Origin of the sequence: Pseudomonas cremoricolorata, from assembly GCF_000759535.1 — a bacterium.
Taxonomy (GTDB): Bacteria; Pseudomonadota; Gammaproteobacteria; order Pseudomonadales; family Pseudomonadaceae; genus Aquipseudomonas; species Aquipseudomonas cremoricolorata_A.
Genome location: NZ_CP009455.1, coordinates 3831731 through 3848187 on the forward strand (window position 1 = coordinate 3831731; position 16457 = coordinate 3848187).

The window sequence follows — 16457 nt, forward strand, 5'->3', positions numbered from 1 at the left end:
AGCTTGGTGCCCCTGTCGTCATTAGAAGAAATCACTCTGGATAAAACCGAATTCCATCAATTGCGCATCCTCGACCGGGAAGAACCCATCGACGCGACTTTTCGCGGTAAGCGGGGCGGGTGGGTCGAGCAGCGCGTTGGCCTTGTCATAGCCTGGACCGATGACGGCAAACACGATGCCGTTCCAGCCTTTGACGAAATCATCGAATCTGTAGCGCTTGTGGCCCAGTACCGGGTCGCCAATGTAGACCCAGCCCTTGTCGATGCGCTGTAGTACCACGAAGTGCTTGTAACCGCGGATATCCATCAACACCACCACCGGGATGGTAATGCGCTGCAGGCTGTCGGCTTCGACCCGGTAGCCGCGGGCACGCATGCCGATGCGCTCGACATAGCGTTTCATGTCGAGCATGGAAAAGCCCTGGACCTTGACGGTGTCCTGATCGGACTCGGCGAGCATACCCTCGATCACCTGATGCTCGTCGACGTCAAGCCAGTAGGCCTGCTTGAGCACGGTGGCCAGGGCGGCGGCGCCGCAACTGAAGTCGGTACGTTGTTGCACCAGATCGGCGAAGCGACGTTCACGAACGCTCTGCACCGGTTTGTACACCATATTGCCGCCCGGCAATGCCACCACGGCCATCTGCGCGGCCAGGCACAGGCTGTTCAGGCACATCAGTGCGGCAAGTAGAACGACGCGCATGGTTCTCTCCAGCGACAGCATCGGCTACAGACAGGAAAAGGGCCCCGAGGGGCCCTGTTCGCGTACTGCCTTACTTGCAGGCCTGGCAACCTGCGGCAATGGCCAGCGAGTTGCTTTGCTGGTTGCTGGTGCCGGCCGAAACGTTGGCACCGACGTTGCCCGACACGCCGTTGAGCGAGTTGTTCAAGCTGGCGGTGTTGGTGACCGGGTTACGCCAGCCGGTCGGGGTCAGCACTTGGTAGGAGGACGAGCCTGCCAGGCCAAAGGTGCCTTCTTCGTGAATCTTGATCGGGTGGCGCTGGCTGCTGCCGTAGCTGCCACGCTCCTCGATGTAGCCTGTGCCGGTGCCCGAGTAGGTGCCCTTGGCATTGGTGGTGGTGGTAAGGGTGGTGACTTCGTGGCTGCGATCGGTGCGGTTTTGAACGTTCAAACCGCTGCTGCTCTGGTTGGCACCGGCCGAGGCGGACGCTACCTGACCCGCGGAGACGGCAATGGCCAAGTTGTTTTTCTGTTGGTTGTAGCTGCCGGAGGTGACGTTGACCCCAACGTTGCCCGAGGTGCCGTTGGCCGAGTTCGACAGGCTGGCACTGTTGGACGTCGAGTGGTTGTTAGCGAAGTTGCCGCTGTTGACTTGGTTGACGTTGGTGGACGCGGATGCACTGCCGAAGATGAAGCGCTCATCTGCAGTGGCGATGGCGGCGGCGTTGTCCTGTTGGTTGGCCACCCCGGCCGCGGCGTTGGCGCCCAGGTTGCCTTGCGAGCCGTTGGCCGAGCTGTCGACCCGGGCGTCGTTGCGAGTCCCTTGATTGAGGTTGGAGTTGTTGCTGTTGCTTTGGGTGTCGTTGACACTGGCGGCAGCACCAATGCCATTGGAGCCATAGCCACCTGCTTGTGCTGCCACTGCCATGACTGCAGCCAGGGCGAATACCAGAGGCTTGAGTGCCGTTGTTGGTTTCATGGTGTTTCTCCGCTTGTTTGCCGTTAAGTGTGGGATGTGTCTTGGTGCCATATGGGTCAATCAGCGACCCGGACGCTCAGGGTGTTGGCCATGCGATTGCCGACCCCGGCGCTCTGATTCAACTGGACGACCCCACGGCTGCCGGTGAAGGCCTGGTCCCCGAGGGTGACCTGGCGGCTGCCTGGTGCGTGATCCGTTGCGTCGGAGCTGTTGGCCAGCGCTACTGTCTGCTGGCTGAGAATGCTGTCGTCGATGCGCTGTGGGAGGGCACTGATGCCGATCCGCACGCTGTTGGCTTGCTGGGTGCTGGCACCGGCTGCCTGGTTGACGCCCAACAAGCCGTTGCCGCCGCTGAAGGCATTGCCAGTAATCGCGGCGCTGGCGTCGCGCGCCGGGTTGGCGGCCAAATCGCTGGACTGCTCGATCGCGGTGTGGGCGCTGGCACTGCTGCCGATGGCGATGGACCGAGCGTTGGCCTGCTGCAGAGTGTCACCGGCGGCCTGATTGATGCTGAAGTTGCCTTGATAGGCACTGGCGCTGCCATCGATGCGGGCAGTGTCCTGTACCGGCGAGGCAGCCAGGGCGCTGGTGCTGCCGAGCGCGGTGCAGATGAGGCAAAGCAGACGGACGTTCATCTCATTGCCCCCGAGTCAGAATCTGCAGCGGGGCCAGGCCGCGCTGGACGCTTTGATTGACCGTGTTGGAAATGCTGTTGCCTGCCGAGGCGCCGGCTGCCGAGCCGCCGCCGACACCCGGCAACTGGCCCTGGCCCGCATTCATGCCCGGCAGGTTGCCGTGGCTGTCGGGGGTCAGTACCCGGTTGAAGCGGGTGCCGCTGGCAACCGAAGCGAAGTCGCCGTCGCTGAGTTCATTGGTTTGCGCCAGCACGTGCTGCGAGGGATTGGCACTGACCGTGGCCGGGTAGGGGTCTGGGGTGCCGGTATGGCGAACTGCGGCGCGCGGCTGCACATCGCGGTTGATGACGATCACGCCATTGCCGGCAGCGACTACCGGCTGCGCCAGGCTGATGCAGCCGATACCTGCGACGAACAGCACTGCGGGCAACGTGCGGGTGGCGATCATCACGGCGTTCTCCCTGGTCTGCGTGGTGCCTTGCGGCGGTGCCAGAGAGATAGCAGAAGCTGTGCCGCTTTTTGAAAAGCCTGGGAATACAACGACTTGGATGAATACGGAGTCAATCAACCCGCGATGTTGTTTCAAGGCTGAAACACTCATCCGGGTGATCGTGGGTCAAGCCCTTGCGTTTACAGGAGCGGCCATCGTGGTTGACTGGGTGTTTCAGGCTTGATACAGACCGCCGCAGCGCAGCGTCGGTCCAGCGCAGACGCGGCCTGCGCCGCGGTGATGTGTTTCAGGACTGAGACGAGGGCGGGCGTCGGGCTTCATCGCTCCAGCAGTTCAGCCACCGCGCCGAGCGCGGCGACGCGCCGCTGATCCCATGAGCCTTCGATGATCTGCAGCGGCTGCTGATGACGCAGCAACCAGGCCAGACTGGCGTCGAAGAAGCGCTGGCGCTCCTGCAACTGCGGCTGGCAGCGCTGGCCGTCATCGACCCAGTCGACCCCGTCTGGGCGCAGCAGCAGGTGCAGGTGATACTCACGTTCCAGCACGGCATGCTCGATCCACGCGGGGCAGTCGCCGAACAGTGTGCGACTCCACAGCAGGTTGCTCAGCAGGTGGGTATCGAGAATCAGCAACGGCGGGGCGCTGGCCCTGGCGCGGTCTTCCCAGTCGAGCTGGCCGCAGGCGATGGCGGGAATGTCGGCGTAGCAGGTGTCGCGCTGCTCGCGGTCGATGAAGTGGCGCACGTACTCACCGACTACCTGGCCACCGAAGCGGGCCTGAATTTCCCCGCTCAGCCAGCTCTTGCCACTCGATTCCGGGCCGCACAGCACCACCACCTTCATGCCGAGGCCAGCGCTGGGTCACGGCGCCACTCCTGCCAGCCGCGCACGGCAATCAGCGTGAACAGCGCGTACAGCGCAGCGGTGAGGTACAGCCCCTTGTACAGGAACAAGGCCACGAAGATCACATCCAGCACCACCCACAGCGGCCAGCACTGCACACGCTTGTGCGCCATCCACAGTTGCGCCACCAGACTGAAGCCGGTGAGCGCGGCGTCCAGCCAGGGCTGGGCGGCGTCGGTCCAGTGCGCCATCGCCGCGCCCAGGGCCAGGCTGGCGAGCAATCCCGTGCCAAGCCCGCCGAGCAGCGCCGAGGGCGCCAGACGACTGACCTGCCGCGCGTGTGCGTGTCCCCCAGGGCGTGTCCACTGCCACCAGCCGTACAGTTGCAGCGCGGCGTAGACCACCTGCAACAGCATGTCCGAGTAGAGTTTCACCTCATAGAAAATCCAGCTGTACAGCAACACCATGACCAGGCCGATAGGCCAGCACCAAGGGTTCTGCTTGACGGTGAGCCACACGGCGACTACGCCAAGTACGGCGGCGAACAGTTCCAGGCCGGACATCGGCGTTCCTGTGCGAGGGGGATAGGGCCGGCGATTGTACCTTGAGCCGCCGGCAATGCCAGTGCATGCGCGGGTGCGTTAATGACATGGCGTTGTAGGAACAAGATGAAACCTTGTCACTGCTGAACTTTTCCGCTGGCGCTGCGACCAACGCACGCTGTAAAACAGCCGCGCTTAATCGCTTGTGCAATACCGCTTTCGTACTGGTCACAACGGGCGCCCGCCATCTGCGGCGCTTTTGGGGGATTGATGGATTTTTGGAGTGCCGCTCAGGCAATCATTCTGGGTATCGTCGAAGGGCTGACCGAGTTCCTGCCGATTTCCAGCACCGGTCACCAGATCATCGTGGCCGACCTGATCGACTTCGGTGGAGAACGCGCCATGGCGTTCAACATCATCATTCAGCTGGGTGCGATCCTGGCGGTAGTTTGGGAGTTTCGCCGCAAGATCGGCGACATCGTCGTCGGTTTGCCCAGGCAGCCTCGCGCACGCCGATTTACCCTCAATCTGCTGATCGCCTTCATGCCGGCAGTGGTGCTGGGGGTGATTTTCGCCGATCTGATCCATCACTACTTGTTCAACCCCATCACCGTGGCTGCGGCGCTGGTGATCGGTGGCGTGATCATGCTCTGGGCCGAACGGCGCGTACATCGGATCGAGGTCGAGCACGTCGATGAGATGAATTGGAGTCATGCGCTGAAAATCGGCTTCGTGCAGTGCCTGGCGATGATTCCCGGCACCTCACGTTCGGGATCGACGATCATCGGCGGTCTGTTGTTCGGGCTGTCTCGCCAGGCTGCCACCGAGTTCTCGTTCTTCCTGGCCATGCCGACCATGGTCGGCGCGGCGGTCTATTCCGGCTACAAGTACCGCGACTTGTTCCAGCCTGCTGATCTGCCGGTGTTCGCCCTGGGCTTCGTGGTGTCGTTCATTTTCGCCATGATCGCCGTGCGCGCGCTGCTCAAATTCATCGCTCACCACAGCTACGCAGCCTTCGCCTGGTACCGCATCGTCTTCGGTGTGCTGATTCTGGCGACCTGGGCATTCGGCTGGGTCGACTGGTCGACGGCGATCGCCTGACATGACCCAGCACACTGTTCAACGCCTGCCGCTGAAGCTGGCGATCTTCATCGGCCTGTGCCTGCTGCCAGGTCTAGGCGCGGCGCACCTGGCCCTGAGTGGTGTCAGTCCAGTGCCGCTGCTGCTTTACCCCCTGGCCAGCGCGATCACTGCGGCGCTGTACGGCTACGACAAGCGCCAGGCTCGCCGGCAGGGATCGCGCATTCCCGAGAAAGTGCTGCACATGGGCGAACTGTGCGGCGGCTGGCCCGGCGCATTGCTGGCGCAACAACTGCTGCGCCACAAGACGCGCAAACTGGCCTACCAAGTGCCGTTCTGGCTGATCGTGGCCTTGCACCAGGCGTTATGGCTCACGCCGCTGCTGCTGGCGTGGCAAGGTTCCTGAGCCTGATCGGCGACGCCTTACACGTAACGCTCGCCGCAGGTCTCGAACGACGCCGCCAAATGATCGATCCACGCCCGCACGGCCGGTAGCAAGCCGCGCCGGTGCGGGTAGACAGCCTGTAGCCAGCCGCCTGGCAATGACCATTCCGGCAACAGCCGCACCAGTTCGCCCCGTTCCAGTTCCGCCTCGCAGAACAGGCTGGGCAGGGCACTGAAGCCCAACCCTGCGCGCACGGCGGCATTGCGCACGACGAAATCATCCACCGCCAGCCGCGGCTCGAGTGCCAGGTCATGGCGGCGGCCGTCGCCGTGCAGCAGGCGCAAGTGCACCAGCCGGTCGGCCTCGGTGGCGCCCAGCACTGGCAACTCGGCCAGTTGTGCCGGGTCATCGAGGCGTTCGGCAAACCCCGGCGCAGCCACCAGTTGCATCTGCGCCTGGCTCAACCGGCGAGTGACCAGCGCCGGGTCTTCATCGCCCAGCTCGCGCACCCGCAAGGCCACATCGATACCCTCGGAAATCAGGTCGACACGGCGGTTGAGCAACACCATGTCCAACTGCACCAGCGGGTATTGGCTGAGAAAGCGGGTAATGATGTCCGGCAGCAGAGCATGGGCCAGGGCGACGGGACACGACACCCGCAAGCGTCCGCGCGGCTCGCTGCTCATGCTGGCCACCACCTCATCGGCAGCCTCGGCCTCCAGCAGCATTGCTTGACAGTGATGCAGGTAGCGCTCACCGACGGCGGTCAGCTTCAACTGCCGGGTGGTGCGTTGCAGCAGACGCGTGCCCAGGCGCGCCTCCAGCTCGGCGATGCGTCGTGACAGGCGCGATTTCGGAATGCCCAGGCGGCGCCCCGCGGCAGCGAACCCGCCGGCGGCGACCACTTCGGTGAAATAGAACAGGTCGTTGAGGTCGCGGGTGGCAGGGAAGGCGCGGGGAGTCGTCATGGCGCAGACCATAGGGAAGGACGGGCAATGATAGCAGCTGCGACGAACACGCCGTCAGGAGCACTTTTGTACTCCGCCGCCGACAATCGCAATATCTTGACTTCCATCGTTCCATAAACAGAACAATCCAGTGCGCAAACTGCTACTTATCATCCATTGATCGCTCCAGTAGGATGGCCACCGTCGTCAATTGCCCTCGGGCATGCCCCCATTGCACATAGGAGCACCGCTATGAAACTGCTGCATATCGATTCGAGCATTCTCGGCGAGCATTCCGCCTCGCGTCAGCTCACCCAGCAGGTCGTGCAGGCCATGCAGGCCGCTGACCCGAGCATCGAAGTGACCTACCGTGACCTGGCCGCCGACGCCATCAGCCACTTCTCTGCCGCCACGCTGCTGGCCGCCGGTACTGCCGAACAAGCGCGCGATGCCGCCCAGGCCCACGAAGTGCAGCTCAGCGCCCAGACACTGGCCGAGTTCCTTGCCGCCGACACCGTGGTGATCGGTGCGCCAATGTACAACTTCAGTGTGCCGACCCAGCTCAAGGCGTGGATCGACCGCATCGCCGTTGCTGGGCAGACCTTCCGTTACACCGAAGCCGGCCCTGAAGGCCTGTGTGGCGGCAAGAAAGTGGTCTTGGTGTCCACCGCAGGCGGCATGCACCAAGGCCAGCCGAGCGGTGTCGGCCATGAAGATTTCCTGCGCGTGTTCCTCGGCTTCATCGGCATCACCGACATTCAGGTCGTGCGCGCCGAAGGCCTGGCCTACGGTGAAGAGCAGCGCAGCAGCGCCTTGCAGGGCGCCAAGGCGCAGATTGCCGAAGCCTTCAGCGCCGCCTGACCGTCCAAAGCCTCGCCACCACCGGCCCACGCCGGTGGTTTTCATCGAGTTTTCATCTGTGCCCTGAGCCGGCGAGCCTAAGCTCAGGGCAGCGCTGACACCCTGACCCTGGGATCGCAGGATGAAAACACCTCGCCGTCTGTGGCCTGCGTTACTTGCCGGCCTGTTGCTGCAATCGCTCGCCCATGCCGAAACTGCAGCGCGCCCTGCACGCTGGAATGCCGCCGTGCAGTGGCTGCAGCTCAGCGATCCGGTCGACGCCAGCCCGATGGCGGCGCTGGCGTTCTACCCGTCGACGGCGCCTGCCGCCCACAGCCGCATCGACGGCTACGACGTGGCAGCAGGCCTCGACCAGCCCCTGGCACGTGGGCGCTTCCCATTGGTGGTGGTGTCCCACGGCAACAGCGGCAGCCCGCTGGCGCTGCATGACCTGGCCACGGCGCTGGCCGAGCAGGGATTCATCGTGGTTGCAGTGGTGCATCCGGGTGACAACGACCGTGACCACAGCCGCCTGGGCGCGCTGAGCAATGTCTACGGTCGTCCCCTGCAGCTGAGCGCAGCCATCACCGCAGCCCGTGAAGACAGTCGTTTGCGGCAAGGTCTGGATGAGGGGCAGGTGGGCGTCATCGGCTATTCGGCAGGCGGCGAGACGGCACTGATCATGGCTGGCGCCAGGCCGGACTTGCAGCGCCTGGAGCAATACTGCCAACGCTTCCCCGATGACCGTGACGCCTGCAAGACCCGGGGCGTACTGATTGCCGATCATGCCGAGCTCGCTGCCCAGCAAGATCCGCGCATCGGTGCGGCGTTGCTGATGGCGCCGCTGAGCCTGCTGTTCGGTCGCCAGGCACTCAGTAGCGTGCAGGTGCCGACGCTGATCTACAGCGGCGATCAGGACCAGCTGTTGGCGCTGGAACACAATGCTGATGCCTTGGCACGCAAGCTGCCGCAAGTGTCTGACTATCGGCTGCTCAATGGCGCGGGGCATTTCGTCTTCATGGCCCCTTGCGACGAGCGTCAACAGCGGCGCATGCCAGTGCTGTGCGAAGACGGCGAGGGGGTCGACCGCCATGATATCCACCAGACGCTACAGGAGGAGGCAGCGAGGTTTTTCAGCGAAACGTTGCGAGGCGATCAATCCGCAACCATCGCTGAACGACAGCCGGTGCCAGCACTGCGCGCGGCGGCAGCCCGCTGAGATCGGCGAGCCGCCGCGCAGGGTTGGCAATACGGCATCAGCCGTCGGATTGTTCTTCCGGCGGCACCTGGCCTTGCGGACACTCTGCGACCTCTGGCTCTTCAGGCAGCTCAGGATCGGGCTCAGGGTTGAACGGGCGTGCGCCATCGGGAAGCGGTTCGCCTGGGTTGCGCAGGTTGTCATCGATGTACGGATCGGGTTCGCCTGGGTCAGCCATGGTGCGCTCCTCGTGCAATGACGTGGGTGTCAGGGGTTAGGTCATCGCAGTGGCTAGGGCGTTCAGTCTTTTCCGGGCAGCAGCGGCGTTGGCGCAGGGACGGCCAGCTCGCCGAAGCGCTGCGCGGCATCGATGTAGCGCAGGGCTGACTTGGCGTCCTTCCAGCCGACATAACTCATCAGGGCTTTGAGTTCCCAGCCGTTGGCCGTGGCCCAGGTGGCGAAACCGCGGCGCAGCGAGTGGCCGGTGTACAGCGCAGCCGGCAGTTGCGCCCGTTCCAGCATGCGCCGTAGCAGGCCGATCAGGCTGTTGCTGTTGAGTGCGGCGTCGCTGAGGTTGCCCCAGCGATCGAGCTTGCGAAACACCGGGCCACGGGCCAGGCCTGCCACTTCGATCCACTGCAGGTAGGCGTTGACCGGACACAGCGCCTTGAGCGCCGGGGTGCGGTGCTGCACACCCAGGCCTTCGCGGTCGCCCTTGCTGCGTGGCAGGTACAGGCTGATGCCGACACCGGCCTCGGCCTGAATATGCTCGACCTGCAAGCGCGCCAACTCATCACCACGAAAGCCACGCCAGAACCCCAGCAGCAGCAAGGCTCGGTCGCGACGGGCGCGCAACAGGGCAGGCAGATCGTGGGCGGCCTCGGCCTGCTGGGCTTCTGTCTCGAAGCACTGCACGGCGGTGCGCACGTGCTGGAGCAGCAGCGGGGTGGCCTGACGGGCCTGAGCCGGATGCAGCGTGCGGATGCCGCGCAGCACCTGGCGTACCAGCGGGGCTTTGGTCGGATCGGGAAAGCCCTGGCTCAGGTGCCATTGACCGAGCGCGGCCAGGCGTTGGCGCAACGTACTGACCGCATGCACGTCGGCATGCTCGACCAGGTAGCGGGCGATGCTGTCGGCCGTGGCGGGCAGGAAGCCACCCCAGTGCACCTCGAAGTGCTCGACGGCAGCCTGGTAGCTGCGCCGGGTATTGTCGCGGGTCGCGGCGCGAACATAGCGTTCGATGTCGGTCATGGGTCAGGCCATCGGGGTGGACAATGGCCGCCACCTTAAACCAGCCGTCGACCCCGGCCAAGGGCCGTTCAATGGCTACAGGCAGCGTCCTGGACGCCGCTGAAGGGTGGATACTCGGCCAATTGCCGGGCCGACAGCGGGCGGCTGAAGTGATACCCCTGGGCAACGTCGCAGCCCGCAAGCTTCAGGCACACCACTTGCTCGCGGGTTTCCACGCCCTCGGCAACCACCTCCAGACCCAGGCGCTTGGCCAGGATAATGGTCGAGGACACGATCGGACTGTCGTCATAGCTATTGGACAGCGGCGCGATCAGCGCACGGTCGATCTTCAGCTTGCTCAGCGGCAGCGATTGCAAATGGGCGAAACCGGCATAGCCACAACCGAAGTCGTCCAGGCTGACGCCTATTCCGGCAGCGCGTAGCCGGCGCAGATGCTCCAGCGCCATACCTTCGCCGTCCAGTACGGTGGTTTCGGTGATTTCCAGTTCCAGGCGTGCCGGCTCCAGGCCGTACTCCTGAAGGGTGATCAGTAGCCGTTCGCTGAAGTCGTTCTGGCGCAACTGCAGCGCCGAGACGTTCACTGCCAAACGTGCGTCGGCAGCAGCTGCGGGCCAGTCACGCAAGGCCTGGCACGCCAGGCGGAGCACCTCCCAGCCCAGGGCGACGATGAATCCGCTGCGCTCGGCCAGGCCGATGAAGCGGTCCGGGTAGAGCAGGCCGAATGCAGGATGGTTCCAGCGCACCAAGGCTTCATAGCCGATTACCTGCAAGGTATCGAGGCGCAACTGCGGCTGGAAGTGCAGTACGAACTGACGCTCGGCCAGGGCACTGCCGAACGCTTGTTCCAGGGTGAAGGCCTGGATGTCGGCGAGGTTCAGCGAGGGATCGAAGAAGCGGTATTGCGCGCGACCGGCCTGTTTGGCCGAGTACATCGCAGCGTCGGCGCAGCGAATCAAGGTGTCGATGTCCTGACCATCGCGCGGGCAGATACTGACGCCGACACTAGGACTGGTGTTGACCTCCTGGCCATCGAGGGCATACGTGGCCGAGAGCTTTTCCACCAGCGCGCGCACCCAGGCGTCGATCTGCTCTTCGCTGCGCTCGCCGGCCAGCAATACCACGAATTCATCGCCGCCAAAGCGCGAGGCCTGGTCGGTGCTGCCCAGCAGACGCTGGATACGCCCAGCCACCGCTTGCAACAGCAGGTCGCCGACCTTATGCCCGAGCGAATCGTTGATCGATTTGAAGCGATCCATGTCGATGAACAGTATCGCCAGCAATTGCCTCCTGCCACGCTGCACCGTCAGTGCCTGGCTGGCGATCTCGACGAACTGGCGGCGGTTGTGCAGCCCACTCAAGTGGTCGGTCGCGGCGGCGTGACTGCTCAGACGATGGGCGTCTTCCAGGCGGCCGATCAGTTGCTGATTCACCTGCTGCGCCTGTTCCAGCGCGCAGAAGGCGTCCTGACGCTTGCGCAACAGCCGCAGCCCCCAGGCCAGGCCGGCGAGGATCATCAGCGTCATGCACAGGTTCAGCCACAACTGGCGGGTGTACGTGGCGTTGACCGCAGCGAGGATCTCATCTTCACGCTGGCTGACGACGATACTGAAGCCGTGATCGGACATGCGCCGGTACAGGCTCTGAAAGACGCCTGCGGGCGAAGACTGGGTGAGCAATCCGGCATCGTTGGCGATCGCCGGGAGGCTTGGGATCAATGCGTCACTGACTGGCGTCACGCCTCGGCCATCGATGCGCAGGCGCTCCTGGCCGTCGTCCTGCAACAGCCGCACCCGTCCGCTTTGGCCCAGATCGATGTGCTGAAACAGCACCGCCAGGTAGTCGATGTCCAGCTCGACCAGCAGCAGGCTGTCGAGTCGGCTGCCCACTCCCTCGCCGAGCGGCAGCATGAACAGCAGGCGCGGGGTGTCGTCGCTGGCAACAGACGTCGGCGCGTCAGTGTGTACCAGCAAGGGATGCAGACCCTGCTGACCGACATGCTCGACCAGTTGCGCCAACCAGGCTTCAGGCAGCCGCGTTCGGTCCTGGTCATCACTGGAGGACAGCAGGCGCCCATCCCGGCTGTAAAGGGCCATGCGCTGGAATACCGGGTCCTGGGCCAGCAGTTGCGCCAGGCTGAAGTCGGTCTGGCGCAGCGCCTTCATGCCGTCCTGGGTCACGCGACCCACCACCTGCGCGCGATCGACCACCTGACGCAGGCTTTCACCCACCACACTCGCCAAATTCAGGTGCTCAGCCGCCTTGGCCTGCAGTGCCTGCTCGCGGGCGGCGGCCTTTTGGGTGAAATGCAGCCCCCAGAGAAACACCAGGGTGATGGCGCACAAGGCCAGAAGCAACTGCGGCAGCAAGCGCGCCGAAGAGAGTGAGCGTCGTGTCACGAAGGGCGAGTCCAGCAGAAGGGATGCGGAAAAGTACGACAGAAAGATGACAACCGAATGACTGATGGCCATGTGCCTTGACGGATGCGTTTCACAGGCGCTCCTGAGGGGCTGCCGGCTTTTAAACCGGCGCCCTGCGTCTGACTACGAAACGTGCTGGCTGGTACTCCATACATACCGGTCGCACTGACTTGAACGAAAAATCACAGCAAATCATTAATCACATGCGATAAGCCGTGATTATTTGATCTTAGAAATAGCTTGTGATCTCCAGATTACGCTTGCAGAATCGGTACGTAATTACGTGGTACATACCATGGTACGAAATAATAGGAGCGGACATGGCCCGTGGCGGCATCAACAGGGCGGTAGTGCAGCAGGCGCGGCAGGCGCTGATCGCCCGTGGCGAGCACCCGAGCATCGATGCGATACGTATCGAACTCGGCAATACCGGTTCCAAAACCACCATTCACCGCTATCTGAAGGAGCTGGAAGCGCTTGCACCGTCGCCGCAGGCGCAGGGCCCTGCGCTCAGCGAGCAGCTAGGTGCCTTGGTGCAACAGCTCGCCGAGCAGCTCGAAGTCGAAGCCCAAGCGGAGCTGCACGCGGCGCAGAGCGCCTTCGCCGAGCAGCGCCAGCAGCTCGAAACGCAACTGCAAGTGGCTCAGCAGGCCCTTGCCGCAGCGCACCAGCAAGCCGAGGTTCAGGCCAGCGCCTTGGCGGCAGAATCCGAGCGGCTGCAGGCAACTACCGCGTCGCTACAGGCTGAACAGCTGCGCAATGCCAGCCTCAATCAATCCCTCGGCGAACTGCAGGTGCGCCTCACCGACAAGGACGAACATCTGCGTTCGCTGGAAGAAAAGCACCGGCACGCCCGCGATGCTCTCGAGCACTATCGCGCCGCCAGCCGCGAGCAGCGTGAGCAGGAGCAGCGCCGCCATGAAGGCCAGGTGCAGCAGTTGCAGGTCGAGCTGCGGCAGTTACAGCAGAGCCTGGTGGTCAGGCAGGACGAGCTGACCCGGCTGCACCGCGACAACGAGCGGGCGCAGGGCGAGCAGCGCCATGCGCTCGCGCAATTGGCCCTGCGCGACGAATTGCTTGAGCAGCGTGACGCCCAGATCGAAGGCTTGCGCTCGATGCTGGCCCAAGTGCAGGGCGCCAGTGACGAGCTGCGCAGGCACACCGCGCAGCAGGCGCAGCGTCTGGAGCAGCGCCAGTCGCTGTGTACTGAGCAGGCCAGGCAGCTGGAACGTTTACAGAACGAGCTGACCCAACAGCACAACGCCTTGCGCGAAAGTCGAGAGGAGTGTGCGCAGTTGAGAGCGCGAGGGGAGCAGCGAGCGGAGGAGTAGAAGACCCCCACCTGGTAGGTTTCCGAGGTGGGGGCTGGAAATCAGCTTTCGGCTTTCTTCGCCGCGTCGACGCCGGCGCTGGACAACTTGATCGGGTACGACAGACTCACCTGATGTTCGTCGATGCTCACCGCGCCGTCGTGGATCAGGCCGTCATCCTGAAGGGTCTTGAGCATCCCGGCGACGGCTTTCTCGCCCCGGTAGTTGTCGAGAATCTCCTTGCCCAGTCCATGTGGGTGGGCGTGCAAGAGTCGGGTCAGCAGCTCGGCTTGCAGGGCTTGATTGCTCATGTGGTTACCTCTTGATTGATTCATCGGCACAGCGAGTAGCGCCATGTGCATACGGTTGAGCCCTGACGCTGGCAAAGGTTTGATCTTTTTCCCGGCAGCGACGCGGGGGAACCCTGACCGACCAAGCTTGTTCGGATGAATCAATGACGCTGCATCAACAGGCGCGGGCAGCTATAGTCAGCGCCGGCAAAAGCTCCAGCAACAGGGATTGCAATGCGCTCAGGCACACAACAGGACGATGACGGCCTCTTCACGGCAACCGGCGAAGCGCGGGCGGTGGCGCTGTTCAGGCTGGTGGCGAGCTTCATGGCGGTGGTCATGCTGACCTTCGTGCTGGTCGAGGGCTGGCGTATCTGGCGTGATTACCGACATGCCCTGACCAACGCTCAGGACGCCGTGACCAACCTGGCCCGGGCGACTGCCCAGCATGCCGAAGACGCCATTCGCCAGGTCGACGCCATCACCGCAGCGCTCGCCGAGCGGGTAGAAGGCGATGGCTTGACCCACCTCGACCGCAAACGCCTTCACCGTGTGCTACGCCAGCAAGCCGAGATCATGCCGCAACTGCACGGCCTGTTCGTTTACGATGCGCAAGGCTACTGGCTGGTGACCGACAAGACCTCCGTCCCGCCCAACGCCAACAACGCCGACCGAGACTATTTCGTCTATCACCGCGAACACACCTCGCGTGACGTGCACATCGGCTCGGTGATCAAGAGCCGCACCACCAACGAACTGATCATCCCGATCTCGCGGCGTCTCGATCACCCGGATGGCAGTTTTGCCGGCGTCCTGCTGGGCACCATCAAGGTCGACTGGTTCGTCCGCTACTACGGCGACTTCAAGATCGATGACCGCGGCGCACTGGTATTGGCCAAGCGTGACGGCACGATCCTGGTGCGGCGGCCGTTCAGCGAGCGAGTGCTGGGTGTCAGCCTGGCGAGCAGCGAGATCTTCCGTCATCACCTGCCCTATGCCGAGCAAGGCGTGGTCGAGGCCAAAGCGGTCACCGATGGCACGCAGCGCATTTACGGCTACCAGGCGTTGAGTAATTACCCGCTGGTGGCCGAAGCAGGATTGTCCCGCGAGTCGATCATCGAGCCGTGGCGCCACGACATGATCAAGAGCGTGGTGGTTCTGCTGCTGTTGATGGTTGGCCTTTCGGCATTCGCCTGGGTGGTGCTGCGTCAGTTGCGCGAACGGATCGCCATCGAGCGCGCCTTGCTGCAGGCCCACCAGACGTTACGCTCGCTCGCCTTGACCGATAGCCTTACCGGACTCGGGAATCGCCGGCGCCTGGATGGCGTGCTGGAATCGGAACTGGGTAGGGCGCGGCGTCAGGATTACCCGCTGGCGCTGGTGATGATCGACCTGGATTACTTCAAGCGCTACAACGATCGCTATGGTCACCCAGCCGGCGACCAGTGCCTTCGGCGCCTCGGCGAAGTGCTCCAGGCCGCACTCAAACGCCCGGCCGACCTGGCGGTGCGCTACGGCGGCGAAGAGTTCACCTTGCTCTTGCCCGACACCGACGCCGAGGGCGCCGGGGCCGTGGTGCATGAGATTCTGCACAACCTGCGCCGGCTGGCCCTCGAGCATACTGACAGCCCACTGGGTATCGTCTCGGTCAGTGCCGGTATCGCTATCGGCTACCCAGCACGGGCTGTAGTCAGCGCCGGCGCACTGATCGAGGCGGCAGACGCTGCGTTGTACGAAGCCAAGCACCAAGGACGCGACCGCGTGAACCTGGCGCCGCAGGTGGGTGAGTGGCAGACGCCCTGAGACGTGCCGGGGCAGGCGCGCTCAGTCGAGCAATTGCCAACGCACGCTGCTCACGCCTTTCTCCAGGCTCACGCGGCTGACCATGCGCTCAAGTTGCAGCGGCGCCTGGGCACTGCCGAGCAACTCGGCGCGCACCTGCAGCCGCGCACCGGCGTCGAGGTCTTCACTGTGCAGTGATTGCAGGCGCAGCCCGGGGTCACTGAGGTTGTGCAACATCAGGCTGCGCACCTGAATCTCGTCTTCGGCGCGGCAGATGATGCGCACCTCGAACTGCTGCTCGACCTCACTGGCCGGCACCACTTGCTGGCGGTCCAGACGCTGGGCCACCTCGCGCAGCAGGATGTTGGCGCACAGCACTACCAAGGTGCCGAGGGCGGCTTCCAGCAACAGGTCGAGGCTGCACAGGACGCCGATCGCGGCGGTACACCACAGCGTCGCGGCGGTGTTCAGGCCGCGCACGTTGAAGCCGTCACGCATGATCACGCCGCCACCGAGAAAGCCGATGCCCGACACCACATAGGCGGCGACCCGCGAGGCGTCGCCCGGCTCCATGCCCGGCACCGCCTGGGTGATCAGCATGAACAGGCAGGCGCCGGTGCTGACCAGCGCGTTGGTGCGAAGGCCGGTCAGGCGCTGGCGCAGTTGTCGTTCCGCACCGATCAGTGCGCCGAGCACCAGCGCGACGCTTACGCGCAGGAGAAATATGTTCCATTCCATAGCAACAACCTCTGTGCGGGGACGTGCCCGCGTAAACGCCGGCAACGCAGCCGGCGGTGGGGATCGAAACCAGAGATGCGTAAGGCCGC

The 16457-nt window shown here is 63.9% G+C and carries 18 protein-coding genes; 6 read left to right on the forward strand and 12 right to left on the reverse strand.

Annotated features, from left to right (window positions below):
* Positions 1-21 precede the first annotated feature (21 nt).
* The 6 genes from LK03_RS17390 to pnuC form a co-directional block, all read right to left on the reverse strand.
* Positions 22-702, reverse strand: coding sequence for a C39 family peptidase (locus LK03_RS17390; protein ID WP_038413657.1), 681 nt, complete (start codon positions 700-702; stop codon positions 22-24).
* Positions 703-772: 70 nt separating this feature from the next.
* Positions 773-1660 (reverse strand): hypothetical protein, encoded by an 888-nt coding sequence (locus LK03_RS17395; RefSeq protein ID WP_038413659.1) that lies wholly within the window; start codon positions 1658-1660, stop codon positions 773-775.
* Between the two features lie 56 nt (positions 1661-1716).
* Entirely contained in the window at positions 1717-2295 is a 579-nt protein-coding gene (locus LK03_RS17400) for a hypothetical protein (protein ID WP_038413660.1), read from the reverse strand.
* Position 2296: 1 nt separating this feature from the next.
* Positions 2297-2743: a hypothetical protein gene (locus LK03_RS17405; RefSeq protein WP_049870544.1), complete on the reverse strand. Its 447-nt coding sequence runs from the start codon at positions 2741-2743 to the stop codon at positions 2297-2299.
* A gap of 320 nt (positions 2744-3063) precedes the next feature.
* Positions 3064-3588: an AAA family ATPase gene (locus tag LK03_RS17410; RefSeq protein ID WP_038413661.1), complete on the reverse strand. Its 525-nt coding sequence runs from the start codon at positions 3586-3588 to the stop codon at positions 3064-3066.
* On the reverse strand, positions 3585-4151 hold the full coding sequence (pnuC, locus tag LK03_RS17415) for a nicotinamide riboside transporter PnuC (RefSeq protein WP_038413663.1): 567 nt from the start codon (positions 4149-4151) through the stop codon (positions 3585-3587). Before pnuC ends, LK03_RS17410 begins: the two co-directional genes overlap by 4 nt.
* 249 nt (positions 4152-4400) lie before the next feature.
* Here pnuC and LK03_RS17420 point away from each other — a divergent pair, with 249 nt between their 5' ends.
* Complete coding sequence (locus LK03_RS17420; protein ID WP_038413666.1) at positions 4401-5231, forward strand: undecaprenyl-diphosphate phosphatase; 831 nt, start codon at positions 4401-4403, stop codon at positions 5229-5231.
* 1 nt (position 5232) lies between these two features.
* Complete coding sequence (locus LK03_RS17425) at positions 5233-5616, forward strand: DUF1294 domain-containing protein (protein ID WP_038413667.1); 384 nt, start codon at positions 5233-5235, stop codon at positions 5614-5616.
* Between the two features lie 17 nt (positions 5617-5633).
* Here LK03_RS17425 and LK03_RS17430 read toward each other — a convergent pair whose 3' ends face one another.
* The gene (locus LK03_RS17430) at positions 5634-6563 is read right to left on the reverse strand and encodes a LysR substrate-binding domain-containing protein (protein ID WP_038413669.1); all 930 of its coding nucleotides are present in this window, start codon (positions 6561-6563) and stop codon (positions 5634-5636) included.
* A gap of 231 nt (positions 6564-6794) precedes the next feature.
* Between LK03_RS17430 and LK03_RS17435 the strand changes: the two genes are divergently transcribed.
* Positions 6795-7403: an FMN-dependent NADH-azoreductase gene (locus LK03_RS17435; protein ID WP_038413670.1), complete on the forward strand. Its 609-nt coding sequence runs from the start codon at positions 6795-6797 to the stop codon at positions 7401-7403.
* Positions 7404-7524: 121 nt separating this feature from the next.
* Entirely contained in the window at positions 7525-8601 is a 1077-nt protein-coding gene (locus LK03_RS17440; RefSeq protein ID WP_038413671.1) for an alpha/beta hydrolase family protein, read from the forward strand.
* Positions 8602-8638: 37 nt separating this feature from the next.
* Here the strand turns inward: LK03_RS17440 and LK03_RS17445 are convergent, their stop codons facing one another.
* From LK03_RS17445 to LK03_RS17455, 3 genes are all read right to left on the reverse strand, one after another.
* The gene (locus LK03_RS17445; RefSeq protein ID WP_038413672.1) at positions 8639-8818 is read right to left on the reverse strand and encodes a hypothetical protein; all 180 of its coding nucleotides are present in this window, start codon (positions 8816-8818) and stop codon (positions 8639-8641) included.
* A 62-nt stretch (positions 8819-8880) separates the two neighbouring features.
* Complete coding sequence (locus LK03_RS17450) at positions 8881-9831, reverse strand: site-specific integrase (protein WP_038413673.1); 951 nt, start codon at positions 9829-9831, stop codon at positions 8881-8883.
* 68 nt (positions 9832-9899) lie between these two features.
* Complete coding sequence (locus tag LK03_RS17455; RefSeq protein ID WP_038414805.1) at positions 9900-12227, reverse strand: putative bifunctional diguanylate cyclase/phosphodiesterase; 2328 nt, start codon at positions 12225-12227, stop codon at positions 9900-9902.
* Between the two features lie 341 nt (positions 12228-12568).
* On the opposite strand from LK03_RS17455, the gene LK03_RS17460 reads away from it, so the two are divergent.
* A complete protein-coding gene (locus LK03_RS17460) occupies positions 12569-13579 on the forward strand; it encodes a DNA-binding protein (protein ID WP_038413675.1) in 1011 nt (336 codons plus the stop codon).
* A gap of 41 nt (positions 13580-13620) precedes the next feature.
* Here the strand turns inward: LK03_RS17460 and LK03_RS17465 are convergent, their stop codons facing one another.
* Positions 13621-13869, reverse strand: a complete 249-nt coding sequence (locus LK03_RS17465; protein WP_038413676.1) for a hypothetical protein — start codon at positions 13867-13869, stop codon at positions 13621-13623.
* A gap of 213 nt (positions 13870-14082) precedes the next feature.
* Between LK03_RS17465 and LK03_RS17470 the strand changes: the two genes are divergently transcribed.
* Positions 14083-15651, forward strand: a complete 1569-nt coding sequence (locus LK03_RS17470; RefSeq protein WP_038413677.1) for a sensor domain-containing diguanylate cyclase — start codon at positions 14083-14085, stop codon at positions 15649-15651.
* A 21-nt stretch (positions 15652-15672) separates the two neighbouring features.
* Here LK03_RS17470 and LK03_RS17475 read toward each other — a convergent pair whose 3' ends face one another.
* Positions 15673-16368 (reverse strand): MgtC/SapB family protein, encoded by a 696-nt coding sequence (locus LK03_RS17475; RefSeq protein ID WP_038413678.1) that lies wholly within the window; start codon positions 16366-16368, stop codon positions 15673-15675.
* Positions 16369-16457: the final 89 nt, after the last annotated feature.